General features: G+C 74.1%; 15 protein-coding genes. 8 read left to right on the top strand and 7 right to left on the bottom strand.

What is annotated here, in order from left to right:
* Positions 1-6 precede the first annotated feature (6 nt).
* Positions 7-987 (top strand): hypothetical protein, encoded by a 981-nt coding sequence (locus tag OG332_RS01910; protein WP_327411776.1) that lies wholly within the window; start codon positions 7-9, stop codon positions 985-987.
* A 54-nt stretch (positions 988-1,041) separates the two neighbouring features.
* On the opposite strand, the gene OG332_RS01905 is transcribed toward OG332_RS01910, so the two are convergent.
* The 3 genes from OG332_RS01905 to OG332_RS01895 form a co-directional block, all read right to left on the bottom strand.
* Positions 1,042-2,070: an NAD(P)/FAD-dependent oxidoreductase gene (locus OG332_RS01905; protein ID WP_327411775.1), complete on the bottom strand. Its 1,029-nt coding sequence runs from the start codon at positions 2,068-2,070 to the stop codon at positions 1,042-1,044.
* A complete protein-coding gene (locus tag OG332_RS01900) occupies positions 2,067-2,621 on the bottom strand; it encodes an isoprenylcysteine carboxyl methyltransferase family protein (protein ID WP_327419074.1) in 555 nt (184 codons plus the stop codon). Before OG332_RS01900 ends, OG332_RS01905 begins: the two co-directional genes overlap by 4 nt.
* Before the next feature lie 149 nt (positions 2,622-2,770).
* Complete coding sequence (locus tag OG332_RS01895; protein WP_327411774.1) at positions 2,771-3,832, bottom strand: type III polyketide synthase; 1,062 nt, start codon at positions 3,830-3,832, stop codon at positions 2,771-2,773.
* 76 nt (positions 3,833-3,908) lie between these two features.
* Here OG332_RS01895 and OG332_RS01890 point away from each other — a divergent pair, with 76 nt between their 5' ends.
* From OG332_RS01890 to OG332_RS01880, 3 genes are all read left to right on the top strand, one after another.
* Positions 3,909-4,787 carry a UbiA family prenyltransferase gene (locus OG332_RS01890; RefSeq protein WP_327411773.1) on the top strand — a complete coding sequence of 293 codons (879 nt, stop codon included), beginning with the start codon at positions 3,909-3,911 and terminating at the stop codon, positions 4,785-4,787.
* A gap of 41 nt (positions 4,788-4,828) precedes the next feature.
* Positions 4,829-6,466: a helix-turn-helix transcriptional regulator gene (locus OG332_RS01885; protein WP_327411772.1), complete on the top strand. Its 1,638-nt coding sequence runs from the start codon at positions 4,829-4,831 to the stop codon at positions 6,464-6,466.
* A gap of 194 nt (positions 6,467-6,660) precedes the next feature.
* Positions 6,661-7,860: an NAD(P)/FAD-dependent oxidoreductase gene (locus OG332_RS01880; protein WP_327411771.1), complete on the top strand. Its 1,200-nt coding sequence runs from the start codon at positions 6,661-6,663 to the stop codon at positions 7,858-7,860.
* 60 nt (positions 7,861-7,920) lie between these two features.
* On the opposite strand, the gene OG332_RS01875 is transcribed toward OG332_RS01880, so the two are convergent.
* On the bottom strand, positions 7,921-8,943 hold the full coding sequence (locus OG332_RS01875; protein WP_327411770.1) for a PHP domain-containing protein: 1,023 nt from the start codon (positions 8,941-8,943) through the stop codon (positions 7,921-7,923).
* 73 nt (positions 8,944-9,016) lie between these two features.
* Positions 9,017-9,502 (bottom strand): MarR family winged helix-turn-helix transcriptional regulator, encoded by a 486-nt coding sequence (locus tag OG332_RS01870; protein ID WP_327411769.1) that lies wholly within the window; start codon positions 9,500-9,502, stop codon positions 9,017-9,019.
* Positions 9,503-9,630: 128 nt separating this feature from the next.
* Between OG332_RS01870 and OG332_RS01865 the strand changes: the two genes are divergently transcribed.
* Together OG332_RS01865 and OG332_RS01860 are read left to right on the top strand one after the other, a co-directional pair.
* Positions 9,631-10,041 carry an organic hydroperoxide resistance protein gene (locus OG332_RS01865; RefSeq protein ID WP_030770995.1) on the top strand — a complete coding sequence of 137 codons (411 nt, stop codon included), beginning with the start codon at positions 9,631-9,633 and terminating at the stop codon, positions 10,039-10,041.
* Between the two features lie 18 nt (positions 10,042-10,059).
* Positions 10,060-11,703, top strand: coding sequence for an FAD-dependent monooxygenase (locus OG332_RS01860; RefSeq protein WP_327411768.1), 1,644 nt, complete (start codon positions 10,060-10,062; stop codon positions 11,701-11,703).
* Between the two features lie 27 nt (positions 11,704-11,730).
* Here the strand turns inward: OG332_RS01860 and OG332_RS01855 are convergent, their stop codons facing one another.
* A complete protein-coding gene (locus OG332_RS01855; protein WP_327411767.1) occupies positions 11,731-12,096 on the bottom strand; it encodes a DUF6204 family protein in 366 nt (121 codons plus the stop codon).
* 191 nt (positions 12,097-12,287) lie between these two features.
* Between OG332_RS01855 and OG332_RS01850 the strand changes: the two genes are divergently transcribed.
* Both OG332_RS01850 and OG332_RS01845 read left to right on the top strand, forming a co-directional pair.
* Positions 12,288-13,565: a VWA domain-containing protein gene (locus tag OG332_RS01850; protein ID WP_327411766.1), complete on the top strand. Its 1,278-nt coding sequence runs from the start codon at positions 12,288-12,290 to the stop codon at positions 13,563-13,565.
* Positions 13,565-14,371: a hypothetical protein gene (locus OG332_RS01845; RefSeq protein WP_327411765.1), complete on the top strand. Its 807-nt coding sequence runs from the start codon at positions 13,565-13,567 to the stop codon at positions 14,369-14,371. The genes OG332_RS01850 and OG332_RS01845 overlap by 1 nt, the downstream gene beginning before the upstream one ends.
* 86 nt (positions 14,372-14,457) lie before the next feature.
* Here OG332_RS01845 and OG332_RS01840 read toward each other — a convergent pair whose 3' ends face one another.
* On the bottom strand, positions 14,458-17,244 hold the full coding sequence (locus OG332_RS01840; protein ID WP_327411764.1) for a serine hydrolase: 2,787 nt from the start codon (positions 17,242-17,244) through the stop codon (positions 14,458-14,460).
* Positions 17,245-17,416: the final 172 nt, after the last annotated feature.

Genomic DNA, 17,416 nt, shown 5'->3' with positions numbered 1-17,416 from the left:
CTTTCCATGAATGACCCCATAACCCTCGCGACGACGCCACACGAAGACCGCCGCGGGACCCCCGACTCCACCGCACCGGACGCGCCGGACGCGCCGAACACACAGCGCATGCGGACCCTGCTGGACACGGCGGCCACCGGCCGTCCCCTCGAGGAGGTCACCGCCCTGGTGAGCCTCCTCAAGGAGGGCGGCCGACTGCCCGACGCCGGACACGAGGCGCTGCGCACGGCCGCCGTGACCCGGCCCGTACAGGACGTACGACGGATGGTCGCCCTCCTGGGCGAGCCCCCGCACGAGGTGGTCGAAGCGGACATCACGCTGCGCGCCGCCGCCGTCGGACGGTCCATCGAGGACGTGGCCCTGCTGGTCACCATCCTCGGGAAGGACGAGCCCGGCACGGCGGACCGGCAGCGCCGCGCCGGGCCCCCCGGGCCCCCCGAGCCGGACGACGAGGAGCGCCACCACGAGCCCGAGGACGAGCCGTACGACGAGCGGTTCGAGGAGCCGTACGAGCTGCCGTACAGGGAGCTGTACGACGCGCCGTACCAGGAGCGGCACCAGGAGCCGCGCCGACGCACCGCACCCGTCGACGAACCGGCCGGCTCCCCGGCGCTGCGGCACGTACTGCGCTGGCCGGTGGCGCTCGCCCTGCTGGTCAGTGGCGCCCTGCACCTGCCGGCCGACCTGACGGCCCTGCCGTCCGCGGCCCCCGCCGACTTCCTGCCCCTCCTCGTCACGGTGCTCTGCCTGGGAATCGGCGCCCTCGTGGCGCTCCGGGACACCCCCGGGGTGTGGCGGGCCGGCGCGGTCACGGGCACCGGAGTCGTGGCCCTGCACGTGCTCGGCGGATCGGCGGGCTTCGACCCGCTGGCCGGCGCCGTGGGCGGCACCCTGGCCTGGGCGGGCGTCACCGTCGTGCTGTGCGCGGCGGCCGGCGCGGTCCTCGCCGGGCTGGCCCTGAGGAACCGTCAGGAGAACTCGGCCTGACCCGCGCACCCTCCGCCCGACCGGCACCCCGCGCCCCGCGCGCGGGGTGCCGTGTCATGCGAGCAGGTTCACCGCCCGCGTGAACACCCGTGGCAGCCGGGCGGCCAGCGGAACGATCCGCGGTGCGAGCCGCGGCTGGTGACGGGCCCAGAGCAGGGACGCGGTGAGGGTGCGGTAACTGCGCGACAGGTCCCGCCAGGCCTGCTCGTACGCCTGCGGCCGACCCGCCCGTACGCAGCGCACCAGCTCGCCCGCCGCCGTCACGGCCAGGGTCAGGCCCTCGCCGGTCAGCGCGTCCACGTACCCCGCCGCGTCTCCCACGAACAGCACGCGCCCCGCCACCCGTACGCGGGCCCCCTGGCGCAGCGGCCCGGCCCCGCGCACCGGCGTACCGGCGGCCCCGGCGCCCAGCCGCTCCGCCAGCAGGGGGAAGCGGGCGAGCTGTACGTCGAACGGGGCCTGTTCGGCGGTCAGTACGGCCACGCCGACCCGGTCGCGTCCCAGCGGTGTGACGTAGGCCTCGCACCGCGCGGACCAGTGCACCTCGACGAGGTCGCTCCACGGAGCGACCTCGTAGTGGCGGCGCAGCCCGTAGCGGGCCGGCCTGCGGGGCGCGGCCGGCGCAGAGAGGCCGAGCCCGCGCCGGACGGGGGAGTGCAGGCCGTCGGCCGCCACGAGGTAGCGGGCGGTGAGTCCGGCCGCGCTGACGTGGTGGACGTCCTGGCGCACCTGGTCGACGCGCTGCCGGAGCACCCGTACGCCGAGTTGTGCGGCGCGTTCGGCCAGCGCGGCCTGCAGCACCGTCCGCCGGGCGCCGAGCCCCGGGCCGGACCGGAAGAGCCCCTCCGCGTGCCGGCCGCTCACGCCGTCGACGTAGCGGATGCCGTGGAACGGCTGCCCGGCCACGGGAACGCCCAGCTCCAGCAGTCGGCGTACGGCGCCCGGCATCAGGCCCTCCCCGCAGGCCTTGTCGATGGGCGTGGGCCTCGGCTCCACGACCACCACCTCCAGGCCGGCGAGAGCGCCGTGGATGGCGGTGGCCAGCCCGGCCGGACCGCCGCCCGCGATCAGCAGGTCGATCACGGGGCGGCCCCCGCGGACGGGACGGAGGCGGGCGCGCGCAGCCGGCCGCCGTCCGTCAGGGCGGCGTCCTCACAGCCGATCCGGACGCGCAGCAGGAGCAGGTTGAGCACGGTGAAGCCCAGTGCGGTCAGCCAGGCCGTGTGCACCAGCGGCAGCGCGACCCCTTCCGCGACCACGGCCACGTAGTTGGGGTGGCGCAGCAGGCGGTACGGTCCCGCCTCCACGAGCGGCAGGCCGGGGACGACGAGCACGCGGGTGTTCCAGCGCCGTCCGAGGGTGGCGATGCACCACCAGCGCAGGCCCTGGGCGGCCACGACGACGCCGAGGGCCGACCAGCCGAGCAGGGGGACGAACGGCCGGCCGGCCGCCCAGGGTTCCACCACGCAGCCCACCAGCAGCGCGGCGTGCAGGGCGACCATGGCCGGGTAGTGGCCGCGGCCGTACTCGCGGCCGCCCCGGGCCAGGCTCCAGGCGGTGTGGCGGCGGGCCGTGATCAGCTCGGCCAGGCGCTCGACGACGACGAGGCCGATGAGCAGGAGGTACGGGACCAGGGAGGCCGGCACGGTCACGGAGCCCGGGAGGGTCACCTCGGCCGGGAGGGTCGCGTCGGCCGGGAAGGCCGCGGAGGTCATGGATGGCAAGGAGGTCATGGATGGGATGAGGGGCATGAGGGGCATGGAGTCCATCGCGTTCATCGGGGTCACCAGCGGAGGAGGACGAGTTCGGAGGCGAAGCCCGGGCCGAAGCCGAGCATCAGCCCGACCGAACCGGGCGGCGGCGGCCCCGCGCTCTGGACGCCGTCCAGGATGTGCAGGACCGAGGCGGAGGAGAGGTTGCCCGCGGCCGCCAGGGAGCGCCGGCTCGCGGCGAAGGCCTGCTCCGGCAGGGCGAGCGCGTCCGAGAGCGTGTCGAGGATCTTCGGGCCGCCGGGATGGCAGATCCACGCGTCGACGTCCGCGGGCTTCAGCTCGTGGGCGGCGAGGAAGGTCTCGACCTCCTCGGCCACGTGCAGTCTGACCAGGTCGGGGAGCTCGCGGCCGAGCACCATGCGCATGCCCCAGTGGCCGATGTCCCAGCCGAGGAGGTGCTCGGTGCCCGGATAGAGCCGGCTGCGGGCGGCCACCACCTCGGGCCCGGCGCCGGTGGCGTGCAGGGGATGGTCGCGGCCCACCGCGAGCAGGGCGCCCGCGCCGTCGCCGAAGAGGGCCCCGGCCACCAGATTCGCCATCGAGGTGTCCGTGGACTGGAGGGTGAGCGAACACAGCTCGGTGGACAGCAGCAGGGCCGCGTGCCCGGAGCGGCCCGTCAGATGGTCGTGGAGATGGCCGACCCCGGCGGCGCCGGCGGCGCAGCCGAGGCCGAAGAGCGGCACCCGCCGCACATCGGGCCGGAGCCCGGCGCGGGTGGCGAGGCGGGCCTCCAGCGAGGGTGTCGCGAGCCCGGTCACCGTGGTCGACATGACCAGATCGAGCTCGTGCGCCGCCAGGCCGGCGTCGGCGAGGGCCAGTTCGAGGGCGCGGGCGCCGAGTTCCAGGGCCGTCTCGACGAACAGGGCGTTCGTCGTGCCGAAGTCGTTCGCCGGCCCGTAACGCTCCAGCGGGAGCGCGAGATGGCGGCGCTCCACGCGCACCGAGGCGTGGACCCGGCGCAGCAGGGCGGTATCGGAGCCGGACGGCAGGAAGCGGGCGAGCGCCTCCGTGATCTCGGCCTGGGGGTGGAGATGGGGCGGGAACACGCTGCGCACTGCCAGAACACGTGTCATTGATTCACCATAGGAAATAACTGACACATCGTTATGAATCAGGCGAACCGGGCGCGGCGCCGCATAGCGTGTCGCCGTGCCCGCACGAACCCCGCAGACCCCAGAGACGACCGCCCCCACCGAGAGCCGCAGGCCGGCGAGGTCCGGACGTACGGTGACCGGCCTGTTCGCGGCGTGCCACCCGCTTCCCGCGACCGCCGTGACCCTCTTCAGCGCCGCCCTGGCGGCCGCCGCGGGCCGCAGCCTGCCGGGGGCGGCCGTCACCGTGGGCGCGGTGGCCGCCGGACAGCTGTCGGTGGGATGGTGCAACGACCGGGCCGACCTGCGCCGTGACCTGGCCACCGGCCGCCGGGACAAACCCCTGGTCGCAGGTACGGTGTCGGCCGCCACCGTGACCAGGGCGGCAGCCGTCGCGCTGCTGCTCTGCGTCCCGCTGTCGCTGGCCGCCGGGCTGCTCGCCGGCGCGGTGCACCTCGTCGGCGTCGCGGCCGCCTGGGGCTACAACCTCCGGCTGAAGGGCACGGCCGCCTCGTGGGTCCCGTACGCCCTCGCCTTCGGTCTGCTGCCCGCCTTCGTCACCCTCGGGCTGCCCGGCGCGCCCTGGCCCCCGCCCTGGCTCACGGCCGCCGCGGCCCTGCTCGGGGCGGGCGCACACTTCGCCAACGTGCTGCCCGACATCGAGGACGACCTGGCCACCGGGGTCGTGGGACTGCCCCAGCGGCTCGGTGTACGGCGCTCCGCGGCGGCAGCCGGCCTGCTCGTCCTCGGCTCGACCGCGGCCCTGGTCGCGGGACCGCCGGGGCGGGTGACGGCGTACGGCTGGGGGCTGCTGGCCGCGACGGCGGCAGCCCTGCTCCTCGCGGCCCGCCGGCCCGCCGGAAGGCTCCCGTTCCTGACCACGATGGCGGTGGCCGCGGCCGACGTGGTCCTGCTGCTGGTCGAGCTCCACTCCTGAGCCCGCGGCCCGTTCCGGCGGACCTCGGGGAGAATGGGGCCATGGAGCCAGCCGCAGCGCAGCGGTCCGCCGGAGCAGCACTGGCACGGCACGCGTGGGGCGACGTCTTCGCGATCCTCTCGGAGGCCGACCGCCGGCACCCGCTCGGTCCCGAGGATCTCGAACGGCTCGCCCTCGCCGCCCACCTGACCGGCCGGGACACCGAGAGCGACGACCTGTGGACGCGCGCCCACCATGCGTGGCTGACCCGCGGTGACGTGCCGCGCGCCGTCCGCTGCGTGTTCTGGCTCGGGCTCGACCTGGTGCTGAGCGGGGAGTGGTCCCGCTGCGCCGGCTGGACGGCGCGGGCGCGGCGGCTGCTCGACGCCGGCGAGCCGGACACCGTCGAGGAGGGCTACCTGCTGGCACTGGAAGGGCTGCGCACCTACTGCGCCGGGGAGACGGCGAACTCCCTGGCCGTCTCCGAACGGGCCCTGGCCGTCGCGACGCGCTTCACGGACCCGGACCTCACGATCTTCGCCATGGTCTCCATCGGCGAGAACCTGATCGGGACCGGCCGGGCCGCGGAGGGGATCCGCCTCCTCGACGAGGCCATGGTCGGGGTGACGGCGGGCGAGGTCTCCCCGATCGTGTCCGGACTCGCCTACTGTGCGGTGATCGCGGTCTGCCACGAGGTCTTCGATCTGCGCCGGGCCCGGGAATGGACGGCCGAACTGTCCCGGTGGTGCGCCGCGCAACAGGAACTGGTGCCCTACCGGGGCATCTGCCTGGCCCACCGCGTCGAGGTCATGCGGCTGCACGGGGACTGGGACGACGCCCTGGACGAGGCGGAGCGTGCCTGCAGGTGGATGCGGTCGACCCCGACGGCGAGCTCCGCCGACGCCGCGTACTACCAGCTCGGCGAACTCCACCGGCTGCGCGGCGAGACCGAGCGCGCGCAGGCGGCGTACCGCGAGGCCAGCAGGCTCGGGCACGGCGCACAGCCGGGACTCGCACTGTCCCTGCTCGCGGCCGGGGACACGGGGGCCGCCGCCCGCGCGATCCGCACCGCGCTCGACGCGTCCGGCGACGGGATCGCTCGCTGCCGGATCCTGCCGGCGTACGTGGAGATCATGCTGGCGGCGGGAGGGCTGCAGGAGGCGCGCGCCGCGGCGGAGGAACTGGCCGCGACCGCCGAGGCCGTGGACTCCCCGCTGCTGAGCGCCATCGGCGGACAGGCGCGGGGCGCGGTGCTCCTGGCATCCGGCGAGGCGCACGGCGCCCAGGCGGTACTCGGCCACGCGGTGGCGACGTTCCGGGACCTGGACGCACCGTACGAGGCCGCGCGGACCCGCCTGCTCATCGGCCTGTCCTGCCGGGAGAGCGGCGACGACATCACAGCCCGGCTGGAGATCGAGGCCGCCACGGCCGTCTTCCGGGAGCTGGGCGCCGTACCGGACCTGCTGCGTGCCGAGGAGCTCGTGCTCAAGGCCGCCAACGGGGCGGAGGGCCGGCTCACGGCCCGGGAACGGGAAGTCCTGCGGCACGTGGCGGTGGGGAAGTCGAACCGGGCCGTCGCGGACGACCTCTTCCTGAGCGAGAAGACGGTCGCCCGTCACATCAGCAACATCTTCGCCAAGCTCGGGGTGTCGTCGCGCTCCGCGGCGACGGCCTACGCACACCGGCACGGCCTCGTCTGAACGTCACCTGCACCCGCACGGGCACCTGCACCCGCACGCGCCGCGCACGTGGGCACAAATGCCCATGCCGGGGAGTGGACGTTCTGCCGACGCGGACGGCCCGGTCCGCCGCCTAGCGTTTCCAGCGTACGAACCCGTACGAACCCGGGCGGCGCCCGCGCGCCCACGGGCAGCGACCGACGGTAGGTGACGTCATGCCGAATCAGATCTACGACGCCGTGGTAGTCGGCGCGCGGTGCGCCGGCGCGCCGACGGCGATGCTGCTCGCCCGCAAGGGCTACCGGGTGCTCCTGGCCGACCGGACCACGTTCCCGAGCGACACGGTCTCCACCCACCTCGTCCACCCGCCGGGCCTCGCGGCCCTGGACCGTTGGGGGCTGCTGCCCCAGGTGATCGCGAGCGGCTGCCCGCCGATCGCCACCTACTCCTTCGACTTCGGGCCCTTCACCATCGAAGGCTCGCCCGCCGGCTGTGGGTTCCCGGCCGCGTACGCGCCGCGCCGTACGGTCCTGGACAAGATCCTCGTCGATGCCGCGGACCGTTCGGGCGCGGAGGTGCGGGAGCGCTTCACCGTCGAGGACCTCGTGGTCGAGGGTGACGCGGTCACGGGCATCAGGGGGCACGGGGCGGGCGGGAAGAGCGTCACGGAGTACGCCCGCGTCGTCGTCGGCGCGGACGGGGCCCACTCCCTGGTGGCGCGGTCCGTCGGCGCGGCCGCCTACGCCGAGAAGCCGAAGCTCCAGTGCAGCTACTACGCGTACTGGACCGGCCTGCCGATGGACGGCCGGTTCGAGACCTACGTGCGGCCGGACCGGGCCTTCGCCGCCTGGCCCACCAACGACGGCCTGACCGTGGTGATCTGCGGGGTGCCGATGCGCGACTTCGAGGCCAACCGGGCGGACATCGAGGCCGGGTACCGGGCCACCCTGGGCCTGGTTCCGTCCTTCGCCGACCGGATCGCATCGGCCCGCCGCGTGGAGCGTCTCGTCGGCGCGGCGGTCCCGAACCTCCTGCGCCGGCCGTACGGGCCGGGCTGGGCGCTCGTCGGCGACGCCGGGTACCTGAAGGACTTCATCACGGCCCAGGGCATCCAGGACGCCTTCCGCGACGCGGAACTGTGCGTGCGGGCGCTCGACCGGACGTTCACCGGTGCACGGACCTTCGACGCGGCCATGAAGGACTACCAGGAGAGCCGGGACGGTCAGGTCCTGCCGATGTACGAGTTCACCACCGAGCTCGCCACGCTGGACCCGCCCCCGGCGCAGATGCTCGAGGTGCTCGGCGCCGTGTCGCGCAGCGGCCCGGCGATGGACGGCTTCGCCAGGGTGGCGGCGGGAGTCACCTCGCCCGCGGACTTCTTCGCGCCCGAAAGCCTCGGAGCGCTGCTCGTGTGAAGGGGCTCCCGCCCCCGGCAGGTGTGACCCACCCGACGAAGGATGCCCTCACGGGGCGCGTCAGGTGTCGGTCCAGGTCAGGAGCTCGTCCGCGGCCCAGGTGTTGATGATCCGCCCCGCCGGTACGCCGCATTCCACAGCTCGTTCGCAGCCGAGCACCTGCCAGTCCAGCTGGCCCGGCGCGTGTGCGTCGGTGTCGATCGCGAAGAAGGCGCCGGCAGCCACGGCCAGGCGCAGCAGCCGCCGCGGCGGGTCCAGACGCTCGGGCCGGCTGTTGATCTCCACGGCGGTACCGGACTCCGCGCAGGCCGTGAAGACGGCCTCGGCGTCGAACTGCGACTCAGGCCGGGTGCGTCCGGTGACCAGCCTCCCCGTGCAGTGGCCCAGTACGTCCATCAGCGGATTGCGCACGGCCGCCAGCAGCCGCCGGGTCATCGCCGGAGCGTCCATCCGCAGCTTCGAGTGCACCGAGCCGACGACGAGGTCGAGCCGTTCCAGCAGCTCCGGCTGCTGGTCCAGCGCCCCGTCGTCGAGGATGTCGCACTCGATTCCGGTGAGCAGCCGGAAGGGCGCCCACGTGTCGTTGAGCTCGGCCACCACCGCCAGCTGCTCGCGCAGCCGCTCCGGGGAGAGCCCCCGCGCGACGGTCAGCCGCGGCGAGTGGTCGGTCAGCACGGCCCAGTCGTGGCCGAGTGCGGCCGCCGCCCGGCCCATCGCCTCGATCGGGCTGCCGCCGTCGGACCAGTCCGAGTGCACGTGGCAGTCCCCGCGCAGGGCTGCCCGCAGCGCGGTGGCGGCAGGGGTGGCGGGCGGCCCCTCGGGGAGTGCGGCGGCCTCGTCCTCCAGGGTCTGCAGGTAGGCCGGCACCGTCCCGCCGAGGGCTTCCCGTACGACCTGGGCCGTCTTGGGGCCGATGCCCTTGACGCTCTCCAGGGTGCCCGCGGCGGCCCGCTCGGCCACCTCCCGCCCGCCCATCCGCGTGAGTGCCGCGGACGCCGTGCGAAAGGCCCGTACCCGGTAGGTGGGGGCCTGTGCGCGCTCCAGCAGGAAGGCGATCCGGTCCAGCGCCGCCACCGGTTCCACCGGGTGCCTCCCGCCTTCGGCCCCCCGCTTCGCGCTTTCCGCTTCCCGGACCAGTGTCCGGCGCGGGAGGGGCCTACGCCTCTCCGGCCTCCCGCGGCACGGCCGCGTCGAGCGCGGCGGTGAGGCGGTTCAGGCGGGTCTGGAGGTCGAGGATCTCGGCGAGCTCGAAGCCGGTCGCGGCCGCGATCCTCCGGGGCACCTCCGCGGCGCGGACGCGCAGCGCGGCGCCCTCCTCGGTCAGGTGGGCGTGGACGGAGCGCTCGTCCTCGGTGCTGCGCTCGCGGCGGACCAGCCCGGCCGTCTCCAGCCGCTTGAGCAGCGGGGACAGCGTGCCCGAATCCAGCCGGAGGTGCTGCCCGATCTCCTTGACCGGCAGCTCGCCGTGCTCCCAGAGCACCAGCATCACCAGGTACTGCGGGTAGGTGAGCCCCAGGTCCTTGAGGACGACGCGGTAGAGGCCGCCGAACGCGCGGCTCGCGGCGTTCAGCGCGAAGCAGATCTGGCCGTCCAGGCGCAGGAAGTCCTGGTCGGGGCGGGTCGCGGTCGGCTGCTCGGTCATGACGGCAAGTGTACCCGGGGCAGACTTGCGAGGCATTGAATTGTGCACAACTGAATTGCGTGCTCTACTGGTGGAGCGCGGTCGACCACCGGCCGCCGCCACGGTTCATTTCTGCGAGAGGAACTCTCATGGACGCGCTCTACACCGCTGTCGCCACCGCCAACGGCCGCGAGGGCCGCACCGTCAGCTCCGACGGCCAGATCGACCTCGCCCTCGCCATGCCCCCGGCGCTCGGCGGCAACGGGCAGGGCACCAACCCCGAGCAGCTCTTCGCGGCCGGCTACGCCGCCTGCTTCGCCAGTGCGCTCGGCCTCGTCGGCCGCCAGGCCAAGGCCGACACCAGCGAGGTCTCGGTCACCGCGGAGGTCTCCATCGGCAAGGACGGCGCCGGCTTCGGCCTGGGCGTCACCCTGCGCGTCGAGCTCCCCGAGTCCCTGGCCGGCGAGACGGGCGCCCTGCTCGTGAAGCAGGCCCACGAGGTCTGCCCCTACTCCCGGGCCACCCGCGGCAACATCGACGTCGACCTCGTGATCGAGTAAAGATGCCGGGAGGCGCCAGTGGCGCGCACCTATGCAACGGACGTCCTGGTCGTCGGCGCCGGCCCGGTCGGTCTGACCGCCGCCGCCGAGCTCCGCAGGCGCGGAGTCTCCTGCCGGATCGTCGACCGGCTGCCGGCCCGGCTGCCGTTCGCGAAGGCCGTGGGCATCCAGCCGCGCACCCTGGAGCTCTGGGACCGCATGGGGCTGGTCCGCACGGTCCTCGAGGCGGCCGTCCCGATGCGCGGACAGTACCTGTACGTCAACGGCATCGAGCAGCCGCGCCTCGACCTCGTCCTGCCGCCCGAAGTGCCGTACGGATTCGCCGCGCTGCCGCAGTACGAGACCGAGCGCATCATCGACGAGTTCCTGGGCCGCTTCGGGACCACGGTCGAACGCGGCACCGAGCTGGTGTCGTTCAGGCAGGACGCCGACGGGGTGACCGCCCGGCTGCACACTCCCTCCGGCGCCGAGGAAGAGGTGCGGACCCGGTTCCTGGTGGGATGCGACGGCGCGCACAGCATCGTCCGCAAGGGGCTGGGGCTCAGCTACGAGGGCGGCGCCTTCCCCGAGGAGTACATGCTCGCCGACGTGCGGGTCGACTGGGACGTGCCGCACGGGTACGGCGTGCGCTCCTTGCACCGGGGCGTCGACGGCGCCGTCGACGACGTGCTGGTGTGCATCCCGCTGCCCGGCCCGGGCCGCTACCGGATGTCCATGATGGTGCCGCCCGAACTCTCCACCGCCCGGCAGGTCGAGGCCTCCTCCGACGGCATCGCCCACGGCCTGCAGAGCAGCCGGGCCCCCGGACTGGCGGACATCCAGGCCGTCCTGGACCGGCTGTCACCGCAGCCGACCACCGCCTCCGACATCCGCTGGTCCTCGGTGTTCCGCATCAGCCACCGGATCGTGGACCGGTACGGGGACCGCCGGGTCTTCGTCGCCGGGGACGCCGCGCACATCCACCCGCCGACCGGCGCCCAGGGCATGAACACCGGTATCCAGGACGCCTGGAACCTGGCCTGGAAGCTCGCCCTCGCGGTCCGGGACGCGGCCCGCCCCGGCCTCCTCGCCAGCTACGACGCCGAGCGCCGGCCCGTCGGCGAGGAAGTCGTCGGCCGCACCGTGCGGCACGCCGTCCAGGGAATCGAGTCAGACCCGGACGCTCCGGAGACCGTGATGCTGCGCGAGGCCCAACTCCTCGTCGGCTACCGGGGAAGCCCGGTCGTGGACCCGCCCGGTGAGGGCCGCGGGCCCCGGCCGGGCGACCGGGCGCCGGACTGCCGCGGGCTCACCGGGCACATCGCCGCCTACCCGCTGCGGCTGTACGACCTCCTGCGGGAGCGCGAGCACCTCCTGCTGCTGTACGGGACCGGGCCCGGCCTCGACGAACTCGCGCGGACGGCAGGGGAGTCCTCCGGCGGGCGGGTGGAGGTCTGCGTGGTGCTCCCCGCTGATGCCCCGCCCGACGGCCAGGCCGGCGCGAGCCCGCTGCCGGTCTACCGCGACAGCCGCGGCGAGTTCGCCCGCCTCTACGCGGCCGACCAGCCGACGGCCTTCGTGATCCGCCCGGACGGCTACCTGGGCGCCCGCCTCACCCCGCCCGCCCCGCAGTCGCTGGCCGCCCACCTCGGCGCCGTCTTCGCCGCGACCGGCGAGGCCTGACCGGGGACGCCTGACCGCGAGCCGCGGTCAGGCCCGGCCGTCGGCGCGGGCCGCCTCACGGCGCCCGCGCTTGCCCAGCGGAGCCTGCGACAGGTCCTGGGCCTGAGACTTCAGCTGCTTGAAGCCGTATCCGCGCTCGGTCAGCCAGCCCTCCGCCGCCAGCTCCGCACGGGCCGTCGCGTCGAGGATGTCCTCCTCGCTCTGGCCCGATTCGAGGAAGCGGAAGGTGAAGAAGGGACGGGCCGCGAGGTCGTACGTGAGGTGACCCTCGGCGGTGAACTCGGCGCGCAGCATGTCGTGCTCGGGCGCGGCCGCGAGCAGCTCGGCCCGCTGGTCGTCGGTCAGACCGTCGAACGAGCCGCGGACGGTGATGCGGAAGGTACGGGTGCTCATCCCGGCAGAGTAGATCGGGCACTGCGCCCCATGCACCCGGATATCCGCCGGTCCGCCCCCGTCCGCCGGTCCGCCCCCGTCCGCCGGCCCGGTCCGCTGCCGGGACGCCCGGCGGAAGTCCGCGTACACCCTGAAAGCCGCGGCGGGGACCCGGTTTTGGATTGCCGGACGATCCTCAATACGATCCGGCGATGATCACAAGAAAACGGCTGGCGGCCGGGGCGTGCGGCCTGCTCGCCGCCCTGGCCGTCGGGCTCTTCCCGGCGAGCGCCACCGCCGCCGACGGACCGACGGCGAAGGAACCCCCCAAGGTCGATCTCGTCCTGGACGTCAGCGGCTCCATGCGGGCGACCGACATCGACGGCCAGTCCCGTATGGCCGCGGCGAAGCAGGCCTTCAACGAGGTCATCGACGCCGTACCCGCCGAGGTGCAACTCGGCATACGGACCCTGGGCGCGACCTACCCCGGTGAGGACAGAGCGCTCGGCTGCAAGGACACCAAACAGCTCTACCCGGTCGGGCCGCTCGACCGGACCGAGGCGAAGACCGCGGTGGCGACCCTCGCCCCCACCGGCTGGACGCCGATCGGACCGGCCCTCCAGGGCGCGGCCCAGGACCTCGAGGGCGGCAACGCCACCAAGCGGATCGTGCTCATCACCGACGGCGAGGACACCTGCGCCCCGCTCGACCCCTGCGAAGTGGCGCGCGACATCGCCGCCAAGGGCATCCACCTGGTCATCGACACCCTCGGCCTGGTGCCCGACGCCAAGACGCGGGCCCAGCTGACCTGCATCGCCGAGGCCACCGGCGGTACCTACACCTCGGTGCAGCACAAGGCGGAGCTCTCCAGCAGGGTGCGCCAACTCGTCGACCGGGCCGCGGACCCGGTCGTCAACCCGGTCGCGACGGAGGGCGCCAAGCAGTGCGAGGGCGCCCCGCAGCTGAAGGCCGGCCTCTACAGCGACCGCGAGACCTTCGGCGAGCACCGCTGGTACCGGGTGGACGTCCTCCCGGGCCAGGAGCTGCGCGCCTCGGTGAGCATCGGCGCCGACCGGGCCGTCAACAAGGACTACGGAGTCCTGCTGCGCGCCACGACCGTCCACGGGCGCGAGATCGTGCGCGGCTCGGAGGCGGGCGACGGGCGCACCGACGTCCTCTCGACCGGTCTGCGGTACCCGAAGGCCGAGATCGACGACGCCGACGGGGACGCGAAGCCCGCGGCGGAGACCGTCTGCATCCAGGTCAGCAACTCCTTCTCGGCTCCCGCATCCGTCAAGACCACCCCGGGCATGCCCGTCGAGCTGACCATCGACCTGGTGGACGGACCCGACGGGGCCTCCGACGCGGCCGCGTTCGGCCTCGGCCGGGGCTGGTGGCTGCTGGCCGTGCTGGCGCTCGCCGGACTGCTGGCCGGTCTGGTGTGGGGCTGGATCTCGCGCTGGCGCATCTCCGTCTGGAGGACCAACTGATGCGTACCGTACGCACCCTGACCGCCGCCCTGCTCGCCGGAGCCGCCGCCCTCGCGGTGGCGGGTACGGCCGTGGGCACGGCGGTCGCGGACACGCCCTCGGCGAGCCCCACCGCCACCCCGGCCAAGGGCACGGCCGACTCCGCCCCGACCGAGGCGGGCACCAGCTTCCGTACCGCCGCGGCGTTCCGGCCGGGCCAGAAGGCCACGGCCGGCGCGTCCACCGGCGACTACCTCTACTGGGTGCTGCCGCTCGACGCACAACAGCGCGCCACAGTGAAGGCCGCGGTCACGCTGCCCGAAGCGGCCACCCGGCACGGTGCCTCGACCTGGCAGCTCGACGTGTACGACGGACTGCGCCGCCGGCAGGCGTGCACGTACGGCACGCAGAGCGCGACCGCGGCGAAGGAAGCCGCCTCCGTCGAACTGTCCTGCACCCTGCGCACGGTCCGGGCCGGCGCCGAGCCGTGGGCCAACGACCCGCTGCCGGGCAGTTATTACGTCCGCCTGACGGTCGTGGGCCTGCCGGAGGAGGACCTGGGCCTGCCGGTGCGCACGGCCGTCGAGGCCGACGTGCAGGAGACCGGCGGCGGCCACGCGGTGGACGGAGCCCTCTCCACACCCCTGGTCGCCGGCACCGTGACCGCCTCCCTGCGCGAGCCGGAGGACGGCTGGTCCGGCGGCTGGTGGTCGGACCGCTGGATCTGGACCGCGATGGGCGGGGTGCTCGGAGCCGCCGCGGGCATCTTCGGGTACTCCCTGACGCGCGGCTCGGGCCGTCCGTCCCGGGTACCGCACGGTGCCTGATCTGCCCGAGCAGGCCTGAAGGGCCCTGAACGACAGAGGCGGGCGCGGCCATCGGGCCGCGACCGCCTCCGTCCTGACCGGCCGTTCTAGCCGAGGCGGGTCATGCGCGTACCGAACGAGGGCTCGGCCATGTCCTTCTGGACCGCCACCGGCACGCTCTTGGCCCCGTCGCCCTCACCCACGGTCAGTACGGCGACCTCGGTGCCGGCCTTCGCGGTGTGCGGCAGCGGCGAGGCACCGGCGACGAGCGACAGCTTCAGCTGCTGGCCGGGTACGCCGATCACGTTCAGGTCCTTGGTGGCCACGAGCGGCATCCGGCCGCCGAGCCCGTCGTCCAGGTACCCCACCGCCTGGCCCTTGCGGATCACCGGAGCCGACGCCAGGGCCCCCCGTACCGCCTCGATGATCTTCTTGCTGTTCGTCTGCACCAGAGCCAGGCTGTTCCTGGCGTCCGGGTCCGGGCCGTCCACACGCTGGTCCATCAGCGTGCCGAGGATCAGATGGTCCTTGTCGCCGACCGACTTGTACGCCGCCCACATCAGGGCCCCGCCGGCGGGCGTGCTGGAGCCGGTCTTGATGCCCCGGACGCTCAAGCCCTGCGTCGTGAGCAGGACGTTGTTGTTGGTGAGCGGCTGGGGCAGACCCTTGATGGTTTCGCTGGGCAGGGAGACGATCGTGCGGAACGTCTCGTCCTTCATGACGGCCTCGGCGAGCTTGAGCTGGTCCGTGGCGGTGCTGACGGTGCCCGCGTCCAGACCGCTGGGGTCCGTGTACGTGGTGCTGTTCATCCCGAGCTCCTTGGCGGCGGCGTTCATCTTCTCGACGAACGCGGCCTCCGAGTCGCTGCCGGTGTCCCAACGGGCCAGCAGCCGGGCCACGTTGTTGCCCGAGGGGATCATGAGCATCTTGAGCATGTCCTGCTGGCTGAACTTCTGGCCGGCGGTGAGGCCCGAGATCCGGGACTCGTGCTCGGAGGTACCGTCCGCCACGGTCTTCTGGTCGACCGTGATGTCGGGCCCGGGGTCGGTCTTGCGCAGCGGGTGGCCCTTGAGGATCACGTAGGCCGTCATCACCTTGGCGACGCTGGCCGTCGGGACGGGCTTCTGCTCTCCGAAGGTGCCGAGGTCGCCGGAGCCGGCGACGCGAACGGCCCCCTGGCCCTTGGCGGGCCAGGGCATGGAGAACTGCCCGTCGACGGTGCGGTCGGTTTCGGCGGCGACCATCTGCGGGGTGGGCAGGGGGCGCAGCATCTGGGCGCCGACGTAGGCGCCGGCGAGGACCAGCAGGATGGGCGTCCACACCTTGACGCGGCGCAGGGCGGTCCGGCGGGGGGTCTCCGGCGGGGGAGGGGTGTTGGTGAGCTCGGCGAGCAGATCGAGCGCGGGCAGCGGCGGCGCGCTTGCCTCCGGCGGCCGGGGCTGGAACCGCGGCGTCGGCTTCGCCTCCGGCGCGACGGGCGGGGGGACGTCGAGGTCCTTGAGCGCCACGAACTCGCTCGTCTGCTCGGCGTCCGCGTCCGCCCGCGCCCAAGCGGGCACCCGCGGAGAGCGGACGCCGTCCCCGCCCGGCTGGACCCGCCGGGGCCTGGGAGCCACGATGACCTGCGTCGCCTCCGCCCCGCCTGCGCCGTCGGCCTCGGGTGCCACCCGGGCTTCTGCGTCGGCCTCGGCCGCGGGCTCGACCCGCACATCGCCCTCGACTGCCGCCGGGGTCCCGGTCCCAGCCGCGACTTCGCCGGCCGCCTCGTCCTGATGCCCAGCCCCGGCTTCGGTGTTGGCCTTGGACTTGGCTTCGGCCACGGGCTCGACCGCAACGTCGGCCTCGGGTGTCGCCGGGGCTCCTGTCCCAGCCGCGGCTTCGCCGGCTGCCTCGGCCTCCGGTTCGGTCTCGGGATGCCCAGCCCCGGCTTCGGCCTTGGCCACAGCGTCGACCTGGGGTGCGGGCCGGGTTGTGGAGTCGCCGGCAGCCTCGGCCCCGGCCTGAGACTCCGCCCCGGCGTCAGCGTTGGCCTTGGCTCCGGCCGAGGGTTCGGCCATAGCGTCGGCATCGGGCTCCGCCTGGGCACCGGGCCCAGATGCGGCCTCGACGTCCGGTGCGGCCTCGGCATCAGACTCTGCCCCGGCTTCGGCGTGGACCTCGGCCTCGGCCACAGCGTCGACGGGTGCGGCCCCGGTTGTGGAGTCGACGGTAGCCTCGACTTCCGATTCGGCCTCGGTGTCGGCCTGAGGCTCTGCCCTGGCGTCAGTGTCGGCCTTGGCTCCGGCCGCGGGTTCAGCCATAGCGTCGACGGGTGCGGGCCCGGTTGTGGAGTCGCCGGCAGCCTCGGCCTCTGATTCGGCCTCGGCCTCGGCCTGAGGCTCTGCCCCGGCGTCCGTGTCGACCTCCGGCCCGGCCTTTGCCTCGCCTTCGGCGTCCGCTCCGGGCTCGGCTTCACCCTCGACCTCGGCGGCGGGGTCGACGTTGGCGTCGGCCCCAGGTTCAGCTGCGCCTTCCGGGGCGGGTTCGCCCGCAGCCTCGACCTCAGCCTCAGCCTCAGCGTCGACATCGGCGTGGGCCTGGGCCATGCCCTCAACTTCGGCCCCAGCCCCAGCCCTGGCCTCCGTCTTCTTCCCGGCTTCGGCCTCGGCCCCGGCTTCGGCCTCGGCCCCGGCTTCGGCCTCGGCCCCGGCTCCGGCCCCGCCCTGGACCGTACGGTCGGCTTCGGCTTCGGGTTGTGCCTTGGGGCCGTCTGTCCTGGGCCGGAGGGTGCTGGCCTGTGCCTGATCGCTGCCCCTGCTGTCGGGGGCGACATCGGGCTCCGTCTCCGGGACGGTGGTCCCCTGCTCGATCTCCGGGTCGTCCGAGGAACCGCCCGCCACCGATACCGCCTTCATCCCAGCCCCGCCTTGCTGCTCACACCGTTCCGATACTGTGCGGCGGGCCCCGAGGAGCCGCGCCGCACTGCTAGATGTCCGCGGCGGCGCCGCTCGTTCCGTGTACTTGATCCTGTGACAGTTCGGTCACATTCGATTGAGTACGCCTACTCATGACCGTGCCTCCCCACCC

The organism is Streptomyces sp. NBC_01233 (assembly GCF_035989305.1).
Taxonomy (GTDB): domain Bacteria; phylum Actinomycetota; class Actinomycetes; order Streptomycetales; family Streptomycetaceae; genus Streptomyces.
The sequence above is the reverse complement of the archived record's forward strand: the minus strand, read 5'-3'. Positions and strand labels throughout refer to the sequence as shown.